Source organism: Celeribacter baekdonensis, from assembly GCF_003047105.1.
GTDB classification, from domain to species: domain Bacteria; phylum Pseudomonadota; class Alphaproteobacteria; order Rhodobacterales; family Rhodobacteraceae; genus Celeribacter; species Celeribacter baekdonensis_B.
Genome location: NZ_CP028475.1, coordinates 2,359,280 through 2,376,681 on the forward strand (window position 1 = coordinate 2,359,280; position 17,402 = coordinate 2,376,681).

At 58.3% G+C, this 17,402-nt stretch carries 12 protein-coding genes, 3 pseudogenes and 1 riboswitch; of the genes and pseudogenes, 9 read left to right on the top strand and 6 right to left on the bottom strand.

Annotated features, from left to right (window positions below; genetic code table 11):
- Positions 1-1,296, bottom strand: a complete 1,296-nt coding sequence (locus DA792_RS15280; RefSeq protein WP_107720786.1) for a sirohydrochlorin chelatase — start codon at positions 1,294-1,296, stop codon at positions 1-3.
- 6 nt (positions 1,297-1,302) lie between these two features.
- The gene (locus DA792_RS15285) at positions 1,303-1,518 is read right to left on the bottom strand and encodes a DUF6732 family protein (protein ID WP_107720788.1); all 216 of its coding nucleotides are present in this window, start codon (positions 1,516-1,518) and stop codon (positions 1,303-1,305) included.
- A 297-nt stretch (positions 1,519-1,815) separates the two neighbouring features.
- Between DA792_RS15285 and DA792_RS15290 the strand changes: the two are divergent.
- Positions 1,816-2,789, top strand: a pseudogene (locus DA792_RS15290) (glutathione S-transferase family protein).
- A gap of 20 nt (positions 2,790-2,809) precedes the next feature.
- Here DA792_RS15290 and DA792_RS15295 read toward each other — a convergent pair.
- Positions 2,810-3,175 carry a response regulator transcription factor gene (locus DA792_RS15295; protein ID WP_107720790.1) on the bottom strand — a complete coding sequence of 122 codons (366 nt, stop codon included), beginning with the start codon at positions 3,173-3,175 and terminating at the stop codon, positions 2,810-2,812.
- Between the two features lie 183 nt (positions 3,176-3,358).
- Between DA792_RS15295 and DA792_RS15300 the strand changes: the two genes are divergently transcribed.
- From DA792_RS15300 to DA792_RS15315, 4 genes and pseudogenes are all read left to right on the top strand, one after another.
- Complete coding sequence (locus DA792_RS15300) at positions 3,359-3,754, top strand: DUF1636 family protein (RefSeq protein ID WP_107720791.1); 396 nt, start codon at positions 3,359-3,361, stop codon at positions 3,752-3,754.
- Positions 3,751-4,686 carry a threonine-phosphate decarboxylase gene (locus DA792_RS15305; RefSeq protein ID WP_107720793.1) on the top strand — a complete coding sequence of 312 codons (936 nt, stop codon included), beginning with the start codon at positions 3,751-3,753 and terminating at the stop codon, positions 4,684-4,686. The genes DA792_RS15300 and DA792_RS15305 overlap by 4 nt, the downstream gene beginning before the upstream one ends.
- Positions 4,683-5,587 (top strand): annotated as a pseudogene (cbiB, locus tag DA792_RS15310) (adenosylcobinamide-phosphate synthase CbiB). Before DA792_RS15305 ends, cbiB begins: the two are co-directional and overlap by 4 nt.
- A 51-nt stretch (positions 5,588-5,638) precedes the next feature.
- Positions 5,639-6,811: a lytic murein transglycosylase gene (locus tag DA792_RS15315; protein ID WP_107720795.1), complete on the top strand. Its 1,173-nt coding sequence runs from the start codon at positions 5,639-5,641 to the stop codon at positions 6,809-6,811.
- Between the two features lie 41 nt (positions 6,812-6,852).
- On the opposite strand, the gene smc is transcribed toward DA792_RS15315, so the two are convergent.
- Complete coding sequence (gene smc, locus DA792_RS15320) at positions 6,853-10,308, bottom strand: chromosome segregation protein SMC (protein ID WP_107720796.1); 3,456 nt, start codon at positions 10,306-10,308, stop codon at positions 6,853-6,855.
- A gap of 199 nt (positions 10,309-10,507) precedes the next feature.
- A riboswitch (cobalamin riboswitch) is annotated at positions 10,508-10,730 on the top strand.
- 35 nt (positions 10,731-10,765) lie between these two features.
- On the opposite strand from smc, the gene DA792_RS15325 reads away from it, so the two are divergent.
- Together DA792_RS15325 and cobW are read left to right on the top strand one after the other, a co-directional pair.
- A complete protein-coding gene (locus tag DA792_RS15325) occupies positions 10,766-11,440 on the top strand; it encodes an energy-coupling factor ABC transporter permease (protein ID WP_107720798.1) in 675 nt (224 codons plus the stop codon).
- 78 nt (positions 11,441-11,518) lie between these two features.
- On the top strand, positions 11,519-12,583 hold the full coding sequence (gene cobW / locus DA792_RS15330) for a cobalamin biosynthesis protein CobW (protein ID WP_107720800.1): 1,065 nt from the start codon (positions 11,519-11,521) through the stop codon (positions 12,581-12,583).
- Positions 12,584-12,602: 19 nt separating this feature from the next.
- On the opposite strand, the gene DA792_RS22460 is transcribed toward cobW, so the two are convergent.
- Positions 12,603-12,770 (bottom strand): hypothetical protein, encoded by a 168-nt coding sequence (locus tag DA792_RS22460; protein ID WP_199908074.1) that lies wholly within the window; start codon positions 12,768-12,770, stop codon positions 12,603-12,605.
- 69 nt (positions 12,771-12,839) lie between these two features.
- Here DA792_RS22460 and cobN point away from each other — a divergent pair.
- Positions 12,840-16,516: pseudogene (cobN, locus tag DA792_RS15335) on the top strand (cobaltochelatase subunit CobN).
- Positions 16,513-16,992, top strand: a complete 480-nt coding sequence (locus DA792_RS15340) for a GNAT family N-acetyltransferase (protein WP_107722727.1) — start codon at positions 16,513-16,515, stop codon at positions 16,990-16,992. Before cobN ends, DA792_RS15340 begins: the two are co-directional and overlap by 4 nt.
- Here the strand turns inward: DA792_RS15340 and DA792_RS15345 are convergent.
- A complete protein-coding gene (locus DA792_RS15345; protein ID WP_107720802.1) occupies positions 16,970-17,365 on the bottom strand; it encodes a hypothetical protein in 396 nt (131 codons plus the stop codon). The two genes, DA792_RS15340 and DA792_RS15345, sit on opposite strands and share 23 nt — an antisense overlap.
- Positions 17,366-17,402: the final 37 nt, after the last annotated feature.

Below are 17,402 nucleotides of genomic sequence, written 5' to 3' on the forward strand. Positions count from 1 at the left end.
TCAGACCTTAGACTTGCGCGCGGATTCGGGTCCGTGCGGGTGCTTGGCATGCGGGTATTCCGGGTGGACGTGGTCATGAGAGTGATCATGGTCGTGATCGTCAAAATGATGATCGTGGTCATGGCCGTGAATATGGCTGTGTGCATGATCGTGGCCATGGTCATGACCATGGGTGTGATCATGGTGATGGTGCTCATGCGCGACCTTTTCCAACCGACAAAGCCCCGTGCAAAACGTATCACAAAGCGCACAATCGGCCACGTTTGATCCGGGGGCCGAGGCCCCTTGGCCTTCGACATGGTGATGGTGGCTCTCCTGAACCGCACCGATCTCGGCCTCAAACCCAAGAACCTGCGTGCGGTATTTGCACAGCACACAAGTCGGCGGCGGCACATCGCCAAAAGCCGGGTGACCCTTGCCGTTTTCACGCGCTGCTGCGCGCTCATCGACGGTGATTTGACGGGCCTCTTGACCTTCAATCGCAAGCACTTGGGTACGGTAGGCACAGATACCACAGTTCGGGATCGGCACGTCACCGTCCTGTTCCAACACCCGTTCCGCAAAGGTTTGAAGCACTTTCGGATGATCGTTCAGATAGCCCGCTTTGACAAATTGAATGTCGGGATGCTGGACTGCGACCTGGTCAGTGAAACCGTAAATTCGATCAATCAAGATGCCCGTGAACAGGAAATACGGAAACACGATGACGCGTTTGTAGCCCAGCTTCGAAACATGTTGCAGGCAGGGTTCGACAAGCGGGAAGGTGACGCCGGAATAACCGACCTCGCACCAACCAAAGCCCATGCCCTCCCACAACATCCGTGCGATTTTCGAGACATTGCCATTGGCGTCGGGATCAGACGCGCCCCGCCCGATCACGACCAACGCGGTCTCATGCAGCGGCAAGTCGCCCAGCTCGGCATTGGCCCGGTCCACCGCTTCACGCACCCGCGCACCGGCGGCTGCGATCATCTTGGGATCGACCCCCAATTCGCGACCATAGCTGACAGTGATGCCATGTTTGGCGGCATAGGTGTTGAGCACCGTCGGGATGTCATTTTTCGCATGCATCGCGGCAAACAACATGCCGGGCACCGCCAGAATGCGCTCGCATCCGGCCTCACGCAGGCGGTCCAACCCGTCACGGATCACCGGATTGGCAAATTCAAGATAGCCGTAATCCACCATCCAATCGGCGGGCAAAAGAGCGGGAAGTTTCTCTGCCAAAACGGCAAATTCGTCCACTGCGGCCTGGCTGCGCGAGCCATGACCACAAATCATCACACCAGTTTTCATCTTAAATTATGCCTCCTGCGGCTCAGCCTCATGGTCGGTTTCTGTCGCTTCAGGCTCTTGTTTTTTGCCTTTGAGCGCCCCCCAAATGGCGGTCGCAATCGCGCCGCCAATCAAAACACCCGCAAGCCAATGATTATGGCCTGCGGCCTCAGCGATATGGCCGGGATGGGCCAATGCAGGAGCAGCAAAAAACGTCAGCGTGAGCGTCATAACGCGAAACATGTCATATCCTTGTCGTTATGCCCAAACAGGGCGATCGTGGTTCAAGGAGGCTGGGACACTTGACGATGCTGCGCGCAATCCCCGGTTTGGGTCGATCCGCCACTGCCAACCTCTCTGGCCCCGTATCGGGGCGTCGTCATAGGTCTCATCTATAGGCCGAGGGTCGGGAGCGCGCAAATGCTTTAGCGCCAACGGGGTGGGGCAAATGTGCACAAGCGCACCATTTCTGCGCTCTCACACCTGTTTGCGCGCAAACTCGTCCCGTTTAGGGTGGTCGCGAACAGTGAGGAGCCTTTGATGGGACATTTGAAAGACGGTATCTGGCATGACGAATGGTACGACACGTCAAAATCAGGCGGCAAATTCGAACGCAGCACAGCTGGCTTTCGCAACTGGATCACGCCCGATGGCGTGGCGGGACCGTCCGGCAATGACGGCTTTGCGGCCGAGGCCGGGCGCTATCACCTCTATGTCTCTTATGCCTGTCCGTGGGCCCATCGCACGTTGATCTTTCGGGCCTTGAAAGGCCTTGAGGACGTGATTTCCGTCTCCGTTGTTCACCCCGATATGCTGAGTGAGGGCTGGACCTTTGCTCAGGATTTCCCCGGCGCCACCGGGACACCCTCTTTGGCAAGCCCTTCCTGCGTGACATTTATACCGAAGCTGACCCAAACGTGTCGGGACGCGTGACCGTGCCGATTCTCTGGGACAAAAAACGGCACACGATTGTTTCAAACGAATCCTCGGAAATCATCCGCATGTTCAATTCGGCATTTGATGCGATCACTGGAAACACCCATGATTTCTGGCCCCTCGCCCTGCGTGACGAGATCGAAACGGTGAATGCCCGCATCTATGACACGATCAACAATGGCGTCTATAAGGCCGGGTTTGCCACCACGCAAAAGGCCTATGACGCCGCCATCACGCCGCTGTTCGACAGTCTCGATTGGCTCGAAACCCATCTCTCAGAGAACCGCTATCTCATGGGAGATCAGGTGACCGAAGCCGATTGGCGGTTGTTCACCACGCTCGTTCGCTTTGATAAAGTCTATCACGGTCATTTCAAATGCAACAAACGCATGGTGAAAGACGACCCCGCCGTGTGGGCCTACACGCGCGAGCTCTATCAATGGCCAGGGGTGCGTGAGACGGTGAATTTCGATCATATCGTGCGGCACTATTACTACAGCCACGACACAATCAATCCGCACCGAATTGTACCGATCACACCGGATTTGGATTTTGATGCGCCGCATGGGCGGGGCTGAGCATCGCTCAGAACAGCGTTTTAAGAGGCCGCTTTGCCGTAATGTTCGACCATCGCCGACAGATCCTCTGGGTCCACCTGTTTGGTGACAAAGGCGCAGGCGTTGGCCGAATGTTGAAAGATGGAGCCGTCCGAGAAAAAACTGGCATTGGTGGTGAAAATCACCCGTGCGTCAGGGCAGCGGTAATTGGCGTAATCTGCAACGGCAAAGGCGGCGCCATCGTTCAAGACCAGATCCAAAACGATCAGATCAGGGGTCTCCTGCTGCATATGCTCAATCGCGGCGTCCTGACCCGAAACCAAAGCCACACTCATGCCCTGACGCTCAAGATGACGCATCCAGATCCGCCCCAGATCTGGATTTTTTTCAACGATCAATACCCGCATATTCTTCCTAAATCGTAACCGCCGATTGAACGCATTTGCGCAGGTTGTCCGATCTTAAACCTTGTGTAAGACACCCTTACGAACCCTTAAGATCGGGGTCAATCAAAGCTGCCACAGCAAATCCCTGATAAAAAGCTAAGATTTTAACTTGCACTCTCTTCGAGCTAAGGCAAAACAGGGCCCATGACACATCAAACCCCCACCTGGATCACCATCTGCGAAACCTGTAAACGACCCGATTGGGCTGAGCGCGGGATGGATAAAACCGATGGCGAAATTTTGGCCGAAGCGATCGAACCCCGCGCCGCGGCCGCTGGGATCAAAACCCGCCGTGTGGCCTGCACGATGGGCTGTGAACGTGCCTGCAACATCATTGTTCAAGGCACTGGTAAAATCGGCTACTCCCTTGGAAAATTTGACGGAAATAACGTGGATGCAGACGCTATTGTGAGCTACGCCTCACAACATGCCGCCTCCCCCTCTGGGCAGGTGCCGTTCCGCGACTGGCCGCAGGGCGTCAAAGGTCATTTCGTCTCCCGCCACCTTCCGCCCCCCTCTGATCCCGCCGAGGACGCATGAGTCGGCACCGGGATCATGGCGGCGGTCTTGATGCCGCTGTGGCGCGGTTTGGCGGTGAGAAATCCGACTGGATCGACCTCTCCACGGGCATCAACCCGACCGCCTATTCGATAGGCGAAATGCCGCCAAGCGTCTGGGAAGCCCTACCCGATGCCGCAGCGCAGGATTCGCTGATCCAAGCTGCGCGTGCCTTTTGGAACGTGCCACGAGGGGCCTCCATTTTGGCCGCCCCCGGCGCATCCGCCCTCATCGCCCGCCTGCCTGCGCTCTGGCCCAAAGCCCGCGTAGACATCAGAACCCCAACCTACAACGAACATGCCGCCGCCTTTGAGGCGCATGGCTGGACCGTAGACGGCACTGCCCCTTCCGTTCAGGTCGCTGTACACCCCAACAACCCGGACGGGCGGCTTTGGCGCGCAGATGAGTTGACCGCGCCGATCACGATCATCGACGAAAGTTTTTGCGACGTGATGCCGGAGATGAGCCACATCGGGCGCGTCATGGATGGGCATACGATTGTGCTCAAAAGCTTCGGCAAATTCTGGGGGCTGGCCGGTTTGCGGCTCGGCTTTGCCATTGGCGCGCCGGAATGGATCAATCGGCTTTCAACGCTCACTGGCCCTTGGGCGGTGTCGGGGCCTGCGCTTGCGATTGGCACAAAAGCCCTGAATGACCCGGATTGGGCGATGCAGACACGGATCAATTTGGCACAGTCTTGTGACAAAATGGATGTCCTTATGAAAAATAAAGGCGCGAAACTGATCGGAGGCACCGATCTTTTTCGGCTCTATGACGTCGATAATGCCCGTGCCTTTCAAGATCATTTGGCCAAAGGTCGCGTCTGGTCGCGCATCTTCCCCTATTCCGACAGATGGGTCCGCCTCGGCTTGCCTGCCGCGGATCGTTGGGACCAATTTGAGGCCGCGCTGTGACCACGGCTTTTGCCCTGTCTCTGGCCATGATCCTTGATGCCCTTTTGGGCGAACCAAAATGGCTTTGGGACCGTATGCCCCATCCTGCAGTACTGCTTGGTCGCCTCATTGGCTGGGCGGATCGGCGAATGAACCACGGGGAGAGACGCAAAGCCAAAGGCGTGATTTTGCTTCTTTCTTTGGTCGTGGGCAGTGGTTTTTTGGGTCTCATCCTTGACCAAATTCCCTTTGCGGATATCATCTTGGGCGCAAGTCTCTTGGCTCATAAGTCCTTGATCGAACATGTCAAAGCTGTGGCGCGAGCGCTTGAATCCTCGCTTGGGAGGGGTCGTGTTTCGGTGGCAATGATCGTGGGGCGCGACACCACCGACATGGACGCGTCTGCCGTGTCCCGCGCCGCCATCGAATCCGCTGCAGAAAATTTCTCTGACGGTGTGATCGCCCCGCGTTTTGGTTTTTGCTGCTCGGTCTGCCCGGCATCCTGATGTACAAAGCCGTCAACACCGCCGATAGCATGATCGGCTATCGCACCGATCAGCACCGCGATTTTGGCTGGGCCTCTGCCCGGTTTGACGACCTGTTGAACCTGATCCCGGCGCGGCTCACCGCTGTGTTGCTGTTCCCCTGGGGCAAGCCCTTGTCGCTTTGGCGGAGTATCACCAAAGAGGCGCGCCGCCATCGCTCGCCCAATGCCGGTTGGCCAGAAGCCGCCCTGTCACGTAGTCTGGACGTCGCCCTGTCCGGCCCGCGCGCCTATCATGGCACGTTGCGCGACTATCCATGGGTCAATCCAGACGGGCGACCCAAAGCTATGCCGCGCGACATCGACATGGCCTGCGCGCGTCTTTGGGCCGCTTGGGCCGTCGCTCTGGTCTGTATCATCACTCTGTCATTTGCGTAATTTGCGCCTGATCGCTATCGTGGCGCGCAACTCAATGTAAAAGGTAAACCCATGCGTTTTCTGAGCCTTGCTCTTGCCCTGACCCTCGCCGCCCCTGCTGTCGCTGACGTGCCCTGTGGCGGATCATTTTCCTCATTTGTTGGCAAAATGAAATCCGAAGCCCTGTCTAAAGGCTATGACAAAGCCACGGTGGATCGGTTTTTCGCCTCCGCCCAGCAAACGCAATCGGTGCTCAAAGCCGACCGCGCCCAAGGGTTTTTCCAAAAACCGTTCATCGACTTTTCCCGCGCTGTGATCAGCCAAAACCGCATCGACAATGGCCGCACATATTCGCAAAAATACAATGCCACCTTTGACCGCATTGCCCGCGACTACGGCGTCTCGCGCGGCGTGCTTTTGGCCTTTTGGGCGTTGGAAACCGACTTTGGTCAGGTGCAGGGCGACTTTAACACATTGAATGCGCTGATGACTTTGGGGCACGATTGTCGTCGCCCCGAATTGTTCCAACCACAAATCTTGGCCGCGCTTGAACTTTACAAACATGGCGATTTCGATCCGACCACGACCAAAGGTGCGTGGGCCGGAGAAATTGGCATGGTGCAAATGTTGCCGAAAGACATCCTGCAAAACGGTGTGGATGGCGATGGCGATGGCCATGTCCGGCTTAAAACATCCGCACCTGATGCGTTGATGTCAGGTGCGAAAATGCTCAAACATTTGGGATGGCGCGCGAATGAGCCGTGGCTGCAAGAGATTGTTGTGCCGGCCGATCTCGATTGGTCCAAAACCGGGCTCAATCACAAAATGACCGTTGCGCAATGGGCAAAGCTCGGCGTCAAACCGCGCGCGGGATCGTTCGGGCCCTCCTCGCTTAAGGCCTCCGTGCTGTTGCCAATGGGGCGCAAAGGCCCGGCGTTTCTCGCCTATCCAAATTTCGAGGTCTATTTTGAGTGGAACAAGAGCTTTGTCTATGTGACCACTGCGGCCTATTTCGCCGCCCGCCTCGAAGGCGCACCGGTCTACAATGCCGGATCTCCTGAGACTGGATTGTCCGATGGGCAGATGAAGCAGTTGCAACAAAAGCTGCAAAGCCGGGGGCATGATGTGGGCGGCGTCGATGGCATTTTAGGCGAAAAGACACGAGAGGCCGTGCAAATGGAACAACAGCGTCTTGGGATGCCCGCCGATGCTTGGCCGACACCCGCGCTATTGAGCAAGCTCTAATCATCTAAACATCAGAAAATCGGCTTTGGTCGCGAAAAATATCAAGCGACCAAAGCTTCTGCCTTTTTCAAATCCACCGACACAAGCTGACTGACGCCCTGTTCTTGCATGGTCACACCAAACAGGCGATCCATCCGCGCCATGGTGACGGCGTGGTGAGTGATAACCAAAAACCGCGTATCGGTGCGCTGGGTCATCTCGTCCAACATATCGCAAAACCGCGTGACATTGGCGTCATCCAAAGGCGCGTCGACCTCGTCCAGCACACAAATTGGGGCCGGGTTGGCCATGAACACCGCAAAGATCAGCGCAAGCGCGGTCAGCGTTTGTTCACCACCAGAGAGCAGAGAGAGCGTAGACAATTTTTTGCCCGGCGGCTGGCACATAATCTCAAGACCGGCCTCCAGCGGATCGTCGCTCTCCACCATCATCAACTTGGCCTCGCCGCCGCCAAACAGGTGGGTGAAGAGGGTCGAAAAATTCTCGTTCACCTGTTCAAACGCGGTCAAAAGACGTTCGCGCCCTTCGCGGTTCAGCGAGGCAATCCCCGCACGCAGGGTCTTGATCGCCTCTTCCAAATCTTGTTTTTCACTCACCAAGGTGTCGTGCTCTTCGCGCACTTCCAAGGCGTCTTCTTCGGCCCGCAGGTTCACCGCGCCAAGACTTTCGCGCAGGCGTTTGAGACGGTTCACATCGACCTCAATCGCTTCATGCGGCGGGATCGTGTCGGGATCAACGTCCAGTTCCTCAAGCAGCGCAACCGGCGTGCTGTCCAACTCTTCGCGGATGCGTTCCACTGCGGCGTCCACCATCTCGCGCGCGGCGTCGCGACGCGCCTCGGAGGCCGCGCGGATTTCGCGCGCCTCAGAGGCCACACGTTCCGCATCGCGCTCGGTTGACACCGCCTCGCGCAGCGCGGTTTCACCGGAAGCAAGCGCATCGGAGGCCTGCTGCCGACGGCTCTCAGCCTCGGCAATTTGTTCCAAAAGCGCTTCGCGTTTCTCAGCGATTTCCTCGGGTTGCGCCGATGCCTCAAACAATTCCTCCTCGGAGGTCTCTTTGCGCGCCTGAAGCTCCGCCACCCGTTTACCCGCAGTTTCAAGACGGTGCCGCCAGCCGGACAACTCCTTGGTCACCTCTTGCGAACGCCGCGTGCGCGCCTCGCCTTCGCGACGAATTTCGTCATGTGACGAACGTTTCGTCATCATGGTGATCCGTGCCGCTTCGACCGCGAGTTTGACCTCTTCGATATCTGAGCGCGCCGCACTCAAATCCGGCAGTTCCGACACGGTTTTTTCCGCCTCGCGCAGACGCACCTCGGCACCGCGCGCATCCTCTTCGTGGCGGGACACGGCCAGCCCGAGGTTTTCAACCTTGCCCTCGGCCAAGGTCCGATCATTTTCGGCCCGCGACAGTGCGCGCGCCGCCTCGGACAGGGCGCGGTCTGCGGCCCGGCGGGCTTCGCGGGCGGCGTGATCGGCCTCGCTCAACCGCGTCAATTCCGCCTTCAAATGCTCATGCGCCTGAAGCGCACCTGCTGCTTTGGCCTCAGCCGCCACGAGGTCCTGTTTGAACCCTTCCAACCGATTGAGCTGTTGCAGGCGCAAAGCCGCCGTTGAGGGCGCATCCTCGGCCCCCGCGCGATAACCATCCCAGCGCCACAGGTCGCCCTCGACCGACACCAACCGTTGCCCCGGCTCCAAATCGGCCTGAAGACGCGGACCATCTTCGGCGCGGACAAGTCCGATCTGCGACAAGCGCCGCGACAGAACCGCTGGGGCCGAGACATAGTCGCTGAGCGGCTCCACGCCGTAGGGCAGATCCTGTTCATCCGCATAATCCGGCAAAGTGACCCAACCTGAGGCTTGATAAGCCTCAATCGCGGGTTGGCGCAAATCATCCGACAGTGCGGCACCAAGTGCCTTTTCATACCCCGAAGTCACGCGGATCAGATCCAGCACCTGCGTGCCCGCAATCTGATCACGATCCAGCATCCGCCCCAAAGCCAGGACTTCGGCCTTGAGCGCGCCGACCTCACCCTCCGCCTCAGATCGGGCCGCACGTGCCGAGGATTCGCGGGTCTGCGCTTCGGTCCGCGCCTCATCCGCCTCAATCAACGCCGCCTCGGTGTATTCCGCCCGCTCGCTGGCCTCGCTCTGTGCCTCTTCCGCCATCGCCAGCGCATCCGCCGAGCGAAACAGCGTCGATTTCGCGTCCTCAACGGCCGCCTTGGCCCGGTCGGCATCGCCGCGCGCCCGTTCCAAGGTTTTGCGATTGTCCTCGACCAAACGATTCGCCGATTGGTGACGCGCAGCCAACCGGGCGACATCTTCGGTCATTTCGGTCAGCGTGGTTTCACGATCCGCCAAGATTTGACTGGCCTCGGACGCCTCCGCACTCGATTGTGTCAAGCGTGGCCCGTGGCCCTCCGAGGCTTTGATCAGCTCCTTTTGTTCCCATTCAAGCCGCGCAATCGTCTCAACTGCGTCGCGGTTGAGTTGCTCCTCGCGGGCCATGTCGGCGACCAATTGATCAATCCGTCGAGCCAGAGTTTCGATCATATCGCGGGCGCGCTTTTCCTCGTCGGCCAGTTGATCGCGCGATACGGTGAGACGCTGCAATACCGCGCTGGCGATGGCCTCTTCTTCTCGCAGCGGCGGCAGGGCCGCTTCCTTGGCCTCACGTTGTGTTCCGGCATCACGCGCAAGGCGTTCGGCCTCAGACGCTTGTTTGAGACGGGTGCGCAACACATCCTCGGCCTCAACACGGGCATGGTCGGCATCCCGCCACCGGCGATAGTACAAAAGCCCCTCGGCCTGACGCAATTCAATGCCAATCTCACGATAGCGCGCCGCCTGTCGCGCCTGACGCGCCAGGGAAGCCAATTGCGCCGCAAGCTGTTCGATCACATCATCGACACGGGCCAAATTGGTCTCCGCACCTTTGAGTTTCAACTCCGCTTCATGGCGACGTTGATAGAGGCCGGAAATCCCCGCCGCCTCCTCAAGGATGCGTCGCCGCGAGGTTGGTTTGGCGTTGATCAATTCGGAGATTTGGCCCTGACGCACCAGCGCCGGAGAATGCGCGCCGGTGGAGGCATCGGCGAACAACATCGACACATCGCGCGCCCGCACGTCCTTGGTATTGACCTTATAGGCGGACCCTGCGTCGCGGGTGATCCGGCGGATGATCTCAACCGTGTCGCTGTCATTAAATCCGGAGGGGGCCAACCGATCCGAGTTGTCGATCATCAACATGACTTCGGCAAAATTCCGCGCCGGTCGAGAGGCCGCACCGGCAAAGATCACGTCTTCCATCCCAGCGCCGCGCATTGCCTTGGGACGGGTTTCCCCCATGACCCAGCGCAGCGCCTCAAGCAGGTTGGATTTGCCACAACCGTTCGGTCCGACAACACCCGTCAGCCCATCCGCGATCACAAGATCGGTGGGGTCTACAAAACTTTTAAAGCCATTGAGACGCAGGCGGGTGAAACGCAAATGGGGCCTCGATGTTGATTCCTTTGTGGATAAAACTGTTTGGGACTGCGACGGATGTGTCAACCGGGTGACACCGACATCTGGGCAAAACACCGAAGTTATCCACAAAATATTGCGATTTAGCGCGCACTCTCTTTGAGCAGGGTCATAGAAAGTCGATGCAAAAGATCAAAGCGCTTGACCCTGCACAAGCCAATGCGCCAAATAGGCGCGTTATGGTTCCCCATCACGACGCCAAGCGTTTAGGGGAGAAATGGGAATGTGGTGCGCGAGACCCAAATCGGGGCGCAAAACCACAGCCGCCCCCGCGACTGTAAGCGGTGAGTGCCCGTCGACATGCCACTGGAACACATAGTTCTGGGAAGGTGACGAAGGTGCTTTGACCCGCGAGCCAGGAAACCTGCCGTGACCTCATACCAACCCGCCGTCGGGGATGACGGCCTAGGAGGACTTGTCGATGCATATCGAACCCGGAATCGTGACTGGTGCAAAAATTGCGCTGTCTTATGCCACCGCCGCTGGCGCTGGTCTTTACACTCTCAAACACTCTATCGCTGCTTTGGGCGAAAAAGGCGTGGCCTCTTTTGTGGCCCGTGCAGCCCTGTCGACCGCCGCGGTGTTTACCTTTTTCCAAGTGCTGCCACATCACGCGGTTGGCGTGTCTGAGGTCCATTTGATCCTCGGCTCCACGCTCTTCTTGCTGTTTGGCGCGGCCCCTGCCGCACTCGGTTTGATGCTTGGTCTTTTGGCACAGGGTCTGTTTTTTGCCCCCTTCGATCTGCCGCAATACGGCATGAACGTCACCACCCTGCTTGTACCGCTCTTTGGTATCAAAGCGGTCGCAGATCGCATCATCGCACCGGGCACTGCCTATGCCGATGTCAGTTACAAACAAGCCCTCGCGCTCTCGACCACCTATCAGGCTGGGATTGTGGCCTGGGTTGGTTTCTGGGCGCTCTACGGCCAAGGCGTCTCCGCCGCCACGCTGGCGTCTGTCGGCACCTTTGGCGCCGCCTACATGACCGTCATTTTGATCGAGCCTCTGGTGGATCTGGCCGTTTTGGCAGGAGCGAAAACAATCAAAGGTCTGGGCAACACCGGCCTGGTGTCGCCGCGCACTTTGGCCGCCTGAGACTGCTCATTTCGGTGATTTCACGCCGGGGCTCGGGACATCCTGTGGCTCCGGCGTTTTCATAAAGGACATTATAAAATGGCTGCGAAAATTCCAGCAACGGTTGTGACCGGCTTTCTTGGTGCGGGCAAAACCACCCTCATTCGTCACATGTTGGCCAACGCGGGCGGCAAACGCATCGCGTTGATTATCAACGAGTTTGGTGATCTGGGCGTCGATGGTGACATCCTCAAAGGCTGCGGCGACGAGACCTGTACCGAGGACGACATCATGGAGCTCTCGAACGGCTGCATCTGTTGCACGGTCGCGGAGGATTTCATCCCGACAATGCAAAAACTGTTGGAGCGGGACAATAAACCCGACCATATCGTGATTGAAACGTCGGGCCTCGCGCTGCCGCAACCTTTGGTGCGCGCCTTTAATTGGCCCGAGATTTCGACCAAAGTCACCGTCGATGGTGTAATCACCGTGGTTGATGGCAAGGCTGTCGATGAGGGCCGGTTCGCCCATAATGTCGCCGCCGTCGATGCCCAACGCAAACTGGACGAAAACCTCGACCACGAAACCCCGCTCTCTGAACTGTTCGAGGATCAAATCGCCTGTGCCGATATGATCGTGGTGAACAAAGCCGATCTTTTGGGCGAGAATCATGCCGACGCATTGGTTGCCAAACTCAAAGACGAGGCACGCGGCGGTGTTCAGGTTGTTCGCGCAAGCATGGGCGTGTTGCCGATTGACGTTCTGTTGGGTCAGGGGATTGGATCAGAAGGCGATATGGACGCGCGCGGCGAGGTGCATCACCATCACCACGATGACGACCATGACGACGGGGGGCACGACGATCACCACCATCATGATCACGACGAATTTGAAAGCTTTGTGGTGACACGCGGCGAAATCAAAGACCCAAAGGCCTTTGCCAGCCAAATCGCCGAAGTGATCCGCGCCCACGACATTCTGCGCCTCAAAGGATTCGTGGCGGTCGAGGGCAAACCAATGCGCCTCACCGTTCAGGCCGTTGGCCCTCGCGTCGATCACTATTTCGACCAACCTTTTGGGGCCGCTGCCCGCGACACTCGACTGGTCGTCATTGGCGAAGCGGGCCTTGATCGTCACGCAATCGAGGCCGCGCTGAGCGCCTAAATGAGAAGAGAAAAGCGGTTTACGTGTCGCTTTTCTTTGCCTCAGCCGCCGCTTTCATCCTGGCCAAAAGTTCCGCCTTGGGCGTCTTTGTCCCATAGGGGTTTTTCGATGTCCCCTTGGCGTTATGTTCATCATGCTTCGGTGCGTTCTTGCCACGTTTTGGGGCGCCCATTTTACCATAATCCATTGAGGGGTCTCCTGAGAGTTTCCCCGCTCATGACGCAAGACGCGCGCTAAGACAAGGAAAGAGAAAGCGATGCACCTGCTCGCGGCCACCCCCGGCTCCATTGATGACGGCAAAGATGCCGTCGATCTGGGTCAAACCCCCGCCGATTTGGTGGTGATTTCCGCTGCGGACACGGAGCTTGCTCTGCTCGCTGAGGCGCGCACCATGATGACTGAGCCCCCTGCGATGCGCTTGGCCTCGATGTTGCATCTGCGTCACCCGATGTCGGTCGACATGCATCTGGATGACTGCGCCACCAAATCCAAACTGGTGATCGCGCGCGTGCTCGGCGGATCGGGCTATTGGAAATATGGTGTGGAACAATATGCCGCGCGACTGCATGAGGCGGGCGTGCCTTTCGTGGCCCTGCCCGGAGATGACAAACCCGACGCGGAATTGGCCGCTTTGTCGACCATCCCGACAGAGGATTATCATCAACTTTGGGCCTATCTGACCGAAGGCGGGGCGGATAATGCGGTCGCGTTTTTGTCCTATGCACGCGCGCTGATCGACGGTGGCGACAAGCCCGGCCCAGCCAAACCGCTGTTGCGCGCGGGGCTTTATTGGCCCGGCGACGGGATAGCTGACCTGGATCAGCTAAAATTGCACTGGCAAGAGAGCGCCCCCGTTGTACCGTTGATCTTTTATCGTGCGCTGGTTCAGGGCGCAGGTCTTGCGCCGATCAACCGTTTGGTGAAATCACTGTTGCGTCAGGGACTCAACCCGATGCCGATCTTTGTCGCCTCACTCAAAGATCCGATTTCCGCCGCCACATTAGAAGCCCTGTTTTTGGACGCGCCGCCAGATGTCATCCTCAATTGTACAGCCTTCGCAGTCGGCACTCCCGATGGCGGAGGCCCGGACAATCCCCTCGCCGCCCCCTCGGCCAATCAGGCCCCAGTGTTTCAAGTCGTGCTTGCGGGGGCGTCGCATGAGGCATGGGACGCGGGCACAACCGGACTGTCGGCCCGCGACATCGCGATGAACGTCGCCTTGCCGGAAATCGACGGACGCATCCTGTCTCGTGCCGTCTCATTCAAAGGTGAGGCTTATTTTGACGCCGCCACAGAATGCACCATCGCCACCTATCACGCTGACGGATCGCGCATTGCTTTTGTTGCGGAACTGACCGCCCGCTGGGCCCGCCTGCGCCGGACCGATAAGGCGGAGCGCAAACTGGCGCTGATCCTTGCCAACTATCCAAACAAAGATGGACGCTTGGCCAATGGTGTCGGCCTCGACACACCCGCCGCCACGGTGAACACCCTCAAAGAGCTTGGTGCTGCGGGGTATTGCATCATAGGTGCGCCCGATGACAGCGATGCATTGATGCAAGCGGTCTTGGCCGGACCGACCAATTGGCTGACAGATCGTTCCACACGCGAAGGCGGTGTACGATTGTCGCTCGACGCATATAAAAGTGCATATAATTCTATACCTTACGAGGTTCAAAAAGAGATTGAGGCGCGTTGGGGCCCCCCGAAGACGACCCGTTTGTGGGCCAAGATGGCTTTGCCCTTTCGGTGCTGACCTTTGGCAACGCGGTCGTCGGCATTCAGCCCGCGCGCGGGTATAACATTGATCCAACTGAAACCTATCATGCCCCCGATCTGGTCCCGCCACACAACTATCTGGCCTTTTACTTTTGGCTCCGCTTTGAATTTGGAGCCGATGCACTGGTCCATATGGGCAAACATGGCAACCTCGAATGGCTGCCGGGCAAAGCGCTTGCGCTCTCGGAAACCTGTTATCCCGAGATCATTATGGGGCCGATGCCGCATCTCTATCCGTTTATCGTCAACGATCCGGGCGAGGGCACACAGGCCAAACGACGCACGCAGGCGTTGATTTTGGATCACCTGACCCCACCTTTGACCCGCGCCGAAACCTACGGTCCTCTGCGCGACCTTGAAGCCTTGGTGGACGAGTATTTCGAAGCCGCAGGAGTCGATCCACGTCGCATTGTTAGCCTGCGCAAAGAGATTTTGAGCCTCTCGTCCGTGACCGGGTTGGACCGCGACGTCGGTATGACCGGGCGCGACGAAGATGGAGATCTGGCGAAACTGGACGCCTATTTGTGCGAACTCAAAGAAGCGCAGATTCGCGATGGGTTGCACATTTTTGGCACAGCCCCCAAAGGCCGTTTGGCGCGGGATTTGGGTCTGGCTTTGGTGCGCGTGCCTCGGGGCAATGGTACTGGGCCAGACGCCTCCTTTGTGCGGGCCTTGGCGCTGGATTTGGCTCTCAAATTCGACCCGCTGGACTGTGACTTGGCCGCACCATGGAAGGGGCCGAAGCCGGACTGCCTGACCGAAGTCAGCAATTCAAATTGGCGCAGTCATGGCGACACCGTTGAGCGGTTGGAGCTGTTGTGTGCAACCCTTTTGGATGAGCACGCTGACGCCCCCGGCCCGGCCTCCGCACTGGTATTGGCACATCTGCGCGATACCGTGTTGCCCACGGTGACCGCCTGTGGTCCCGCCGAAATGTCCGCACTTTTGACCGGCCTTGATGGCCGTTTTGTACCGCCCGGCCCTTCTGGGGCACCCACACGCGGGCGCTTGGATGTCCTACCCACCGGGCGCAACTTTTTCTCCGTCGATGCCCGCGCCGTGCCCACCCAAACCGCGTGGCAACTGGGCTGGAAATCCGCCAATCTTTTGATTGAACGGCATTTACAGGACCAAGGCGACTGGCCGCGCGCGATGCTGGTGACCGCTTGGGGCACTGCCAATATGCGCACGGGCGGCGACGACATTGCCCAGGCTTTGGCCCTGATGGGGGTCAAACCCACATGGGATGCGATGTCGCGCCGCGTCACCGGATTTGAAATCCTACCAGCGTCCGTTTTGGGGCGTCCGCGGGTGGATGTGACGCTTAGGGTTTCCGGCTTTTTCCGCGATGCGTTTCCACAACTGATCGCGCTGGTCGATAGCGCTGCGCGCGCGGTTCAGGCTTTGGACGAACCTGAATTGGACAACCCCGCCGCAGCGCGGGCGCGCCGTGGCGAAAGCACGGCACGGGTGTTTGGGTCAAAACCCGGCGCTTATGGTGCGGGGCTTCAGGCGATGATTGATGAGCGGATCTGGGACAACCGATCCGATCTGGCCGATGCCTATTTGGAATGGGGCGGATATGCCTATGGTGCAGGGCAAGAGGGCGTCAAAGACCGCGCCGGATTTGCCGCACGCCTGTCAGAGGTCGAGGCCATCGTGCAAAACCAAGACAACCGCGAACATGACCTGTTGGACAGCGACGATTACTACCAATTTGAGGGCGGTGCAGCGGCGGCAGTGGCGACATTGCAGGGACAAGATCGGCCGATTTATCACAACGACCATTCCCGCCCGGAACGCCCGGTGATCCGTACATTGGACGAAGAAATCGGTCGGGTGATCCGCTCTCGTGTGGTCAATCCAAAATGGATCGACGGGGTCAAACGTCATGGCTACAAAGGCGCGTTTGAGATCGCTGCCACGGTTGATTACCTCTTTGCCTTTTCGGCCACGACCCATGCGGTCAAGGACCACCATTTCGATCTGGTTTACGGCGCTTTCCTTGAGGATGACGAGACCCGCACATTTATTGCGGATCACAATGCACCTGCGCTAAAGGAAATGGCAGAGCGGCTTTTGGAAGCGATAGGACGTGGGCTGTGGCGGCCTCGATCCAATTCGGCGCGCGCACTTTTGGAGGGGCTTACATGATCCCGGAACGAATTTTAGCACATGATTCACGTGTGCCGGAGGTTTTGCGACTGATCCAAGCGGAATTTGCCGATATGGATGGGCGGGTTGATCCGCCCTCCTCGATGCATCGCCTCACTTTGGAGACGCTTGTGAAGGAGGCCGATATTCATGAAATTTGGGCCATGGGCACGCCAATCGGCGCCTGTGTGATCCTGACGCAAATGGCCGGACGACTTTATATCGGCAAGCTTGCGGTAGCAAAAACCCTGCGTGGACAGGGGCTTGCCCGTCAGCTCATTCGTCACGCCGAAGCGCGAGCGTTGGACATGGGGCTTACGGTCTTGGAACTTCAGACCCGGGTGGAATTGGTCGAAAACCACGCCACATTCCACGCTTTAGGCTTTGAAGAGCATGGGCGCACGGCACATGAGGGATATGATCGCCCCACCTCGATCACCTTTCAGAAACGCCTCAACGCCGCCGCCAAGGCTTGATGTTACAGGTCCCCGCAACCCACTCTTTGGCCGCAGTCCCAGTGCTGCAATCCAGCTGACCTTTGGACATAGCTTGATCGCCAACGAATGTTCCCTTTTTGAGGGTGCAACCCGTCACCTGAACCGCAGCTTCTTCCATTTCCAACAGAATTTGCAAACGTGAGGGAGGGGGGAACACCATGTTCACCCGGTGCACTTCGACACAATTGCGGGTCTCTTCAGTGTAGACCCTGTAGGTATTCCCCCCCAACTCGACGGTCGAAAACCCCGCGCGGGAATAGCCCAAGGCAGGGCTGTCGATCGCGCAGGCCGGGAGGATCAAAAACGGCAGAAGGGCGAGGATGTGTTTCATCCCCCCAGATTGGTCGGACATGGTTAACAGAGCGTTAAAATGTCTCTGTCAATCGCAC

Coding starts and splice junctions, on each gene's coding strand:
- DA792_RS15280 (WP_107720786.1), bottom strand. CDS start 1,296: ATGAAAACTGGTGTGATGATTTGTGGTCATGGCTCGCGCAGCCAGGCC.
- DA792_RS15285 (WP_107720788.1), bottom strand. CDS start 1,518: ATGTTTCGCGTTATGACGCTCACGCTGACGTTTTTTGCTGCTCCTGCA.
- DA792_RS15295 (WP_107720790.1), bottom strand. CDS start 3,175: ATGCGGGTATTGATCGTTGAAAAAAATCCAGATCTGGGGCGGATCTGG.
- DA792_RS15300 (WP_107720791.1), top strand. CDS start 3,359: ATGACACATCAAACCCCCACCTGGATCACCATCTGCGAAACCTGTAAA.
- DA792_RS15305 (WP_107720793.1), top strand. CDS start 3,751: ATGAGTCGGCACCGGGATCATGGCGGCGGTCTTGATGCCGCTGTGGCG.
- DA792_RS15315 (WP_107720795.1), top strand. CDS start 5,639: ATGCGTTTTCTGAGCCTTGCTCTTGCCCTGACCCTCGCCGCCCCTGCT.
- DA792_RS15325 (WP_107720798.1), top strand. CDS start 10,766: ATGCATATCGAACCCGGAATCGTGACTGGTGCAAAAATTGCGCTGTCT.
- cobW (WP_107720800.1), top strand. CDS start 11,519: ATGGCTGCGAAAATTCCAGCAACGGTTGTGACCGGCTTTCTTGGTGCG.
- DA792_RS22460 (WP_199908074.1), bottom strand. CDS start 12,770: ATGGATTATGGTAAAATGGGCGCCCCAAAACGTGGCAAGAACGCACCG.
- DA792_RS15340 (WP_107722727.1), top strand. CDS start 16,513: ATGATCCCGGAACGAATTTTAGCACATGATTCACGTGTGCCGGAGGTT.
- DA792_RS15345 (WP_107720802.1), bottom strand. CDS start 17,365: ATGTCCGACCAATCTGGGGGGATGAAACACATCCTCGCCCTTCTGCCG.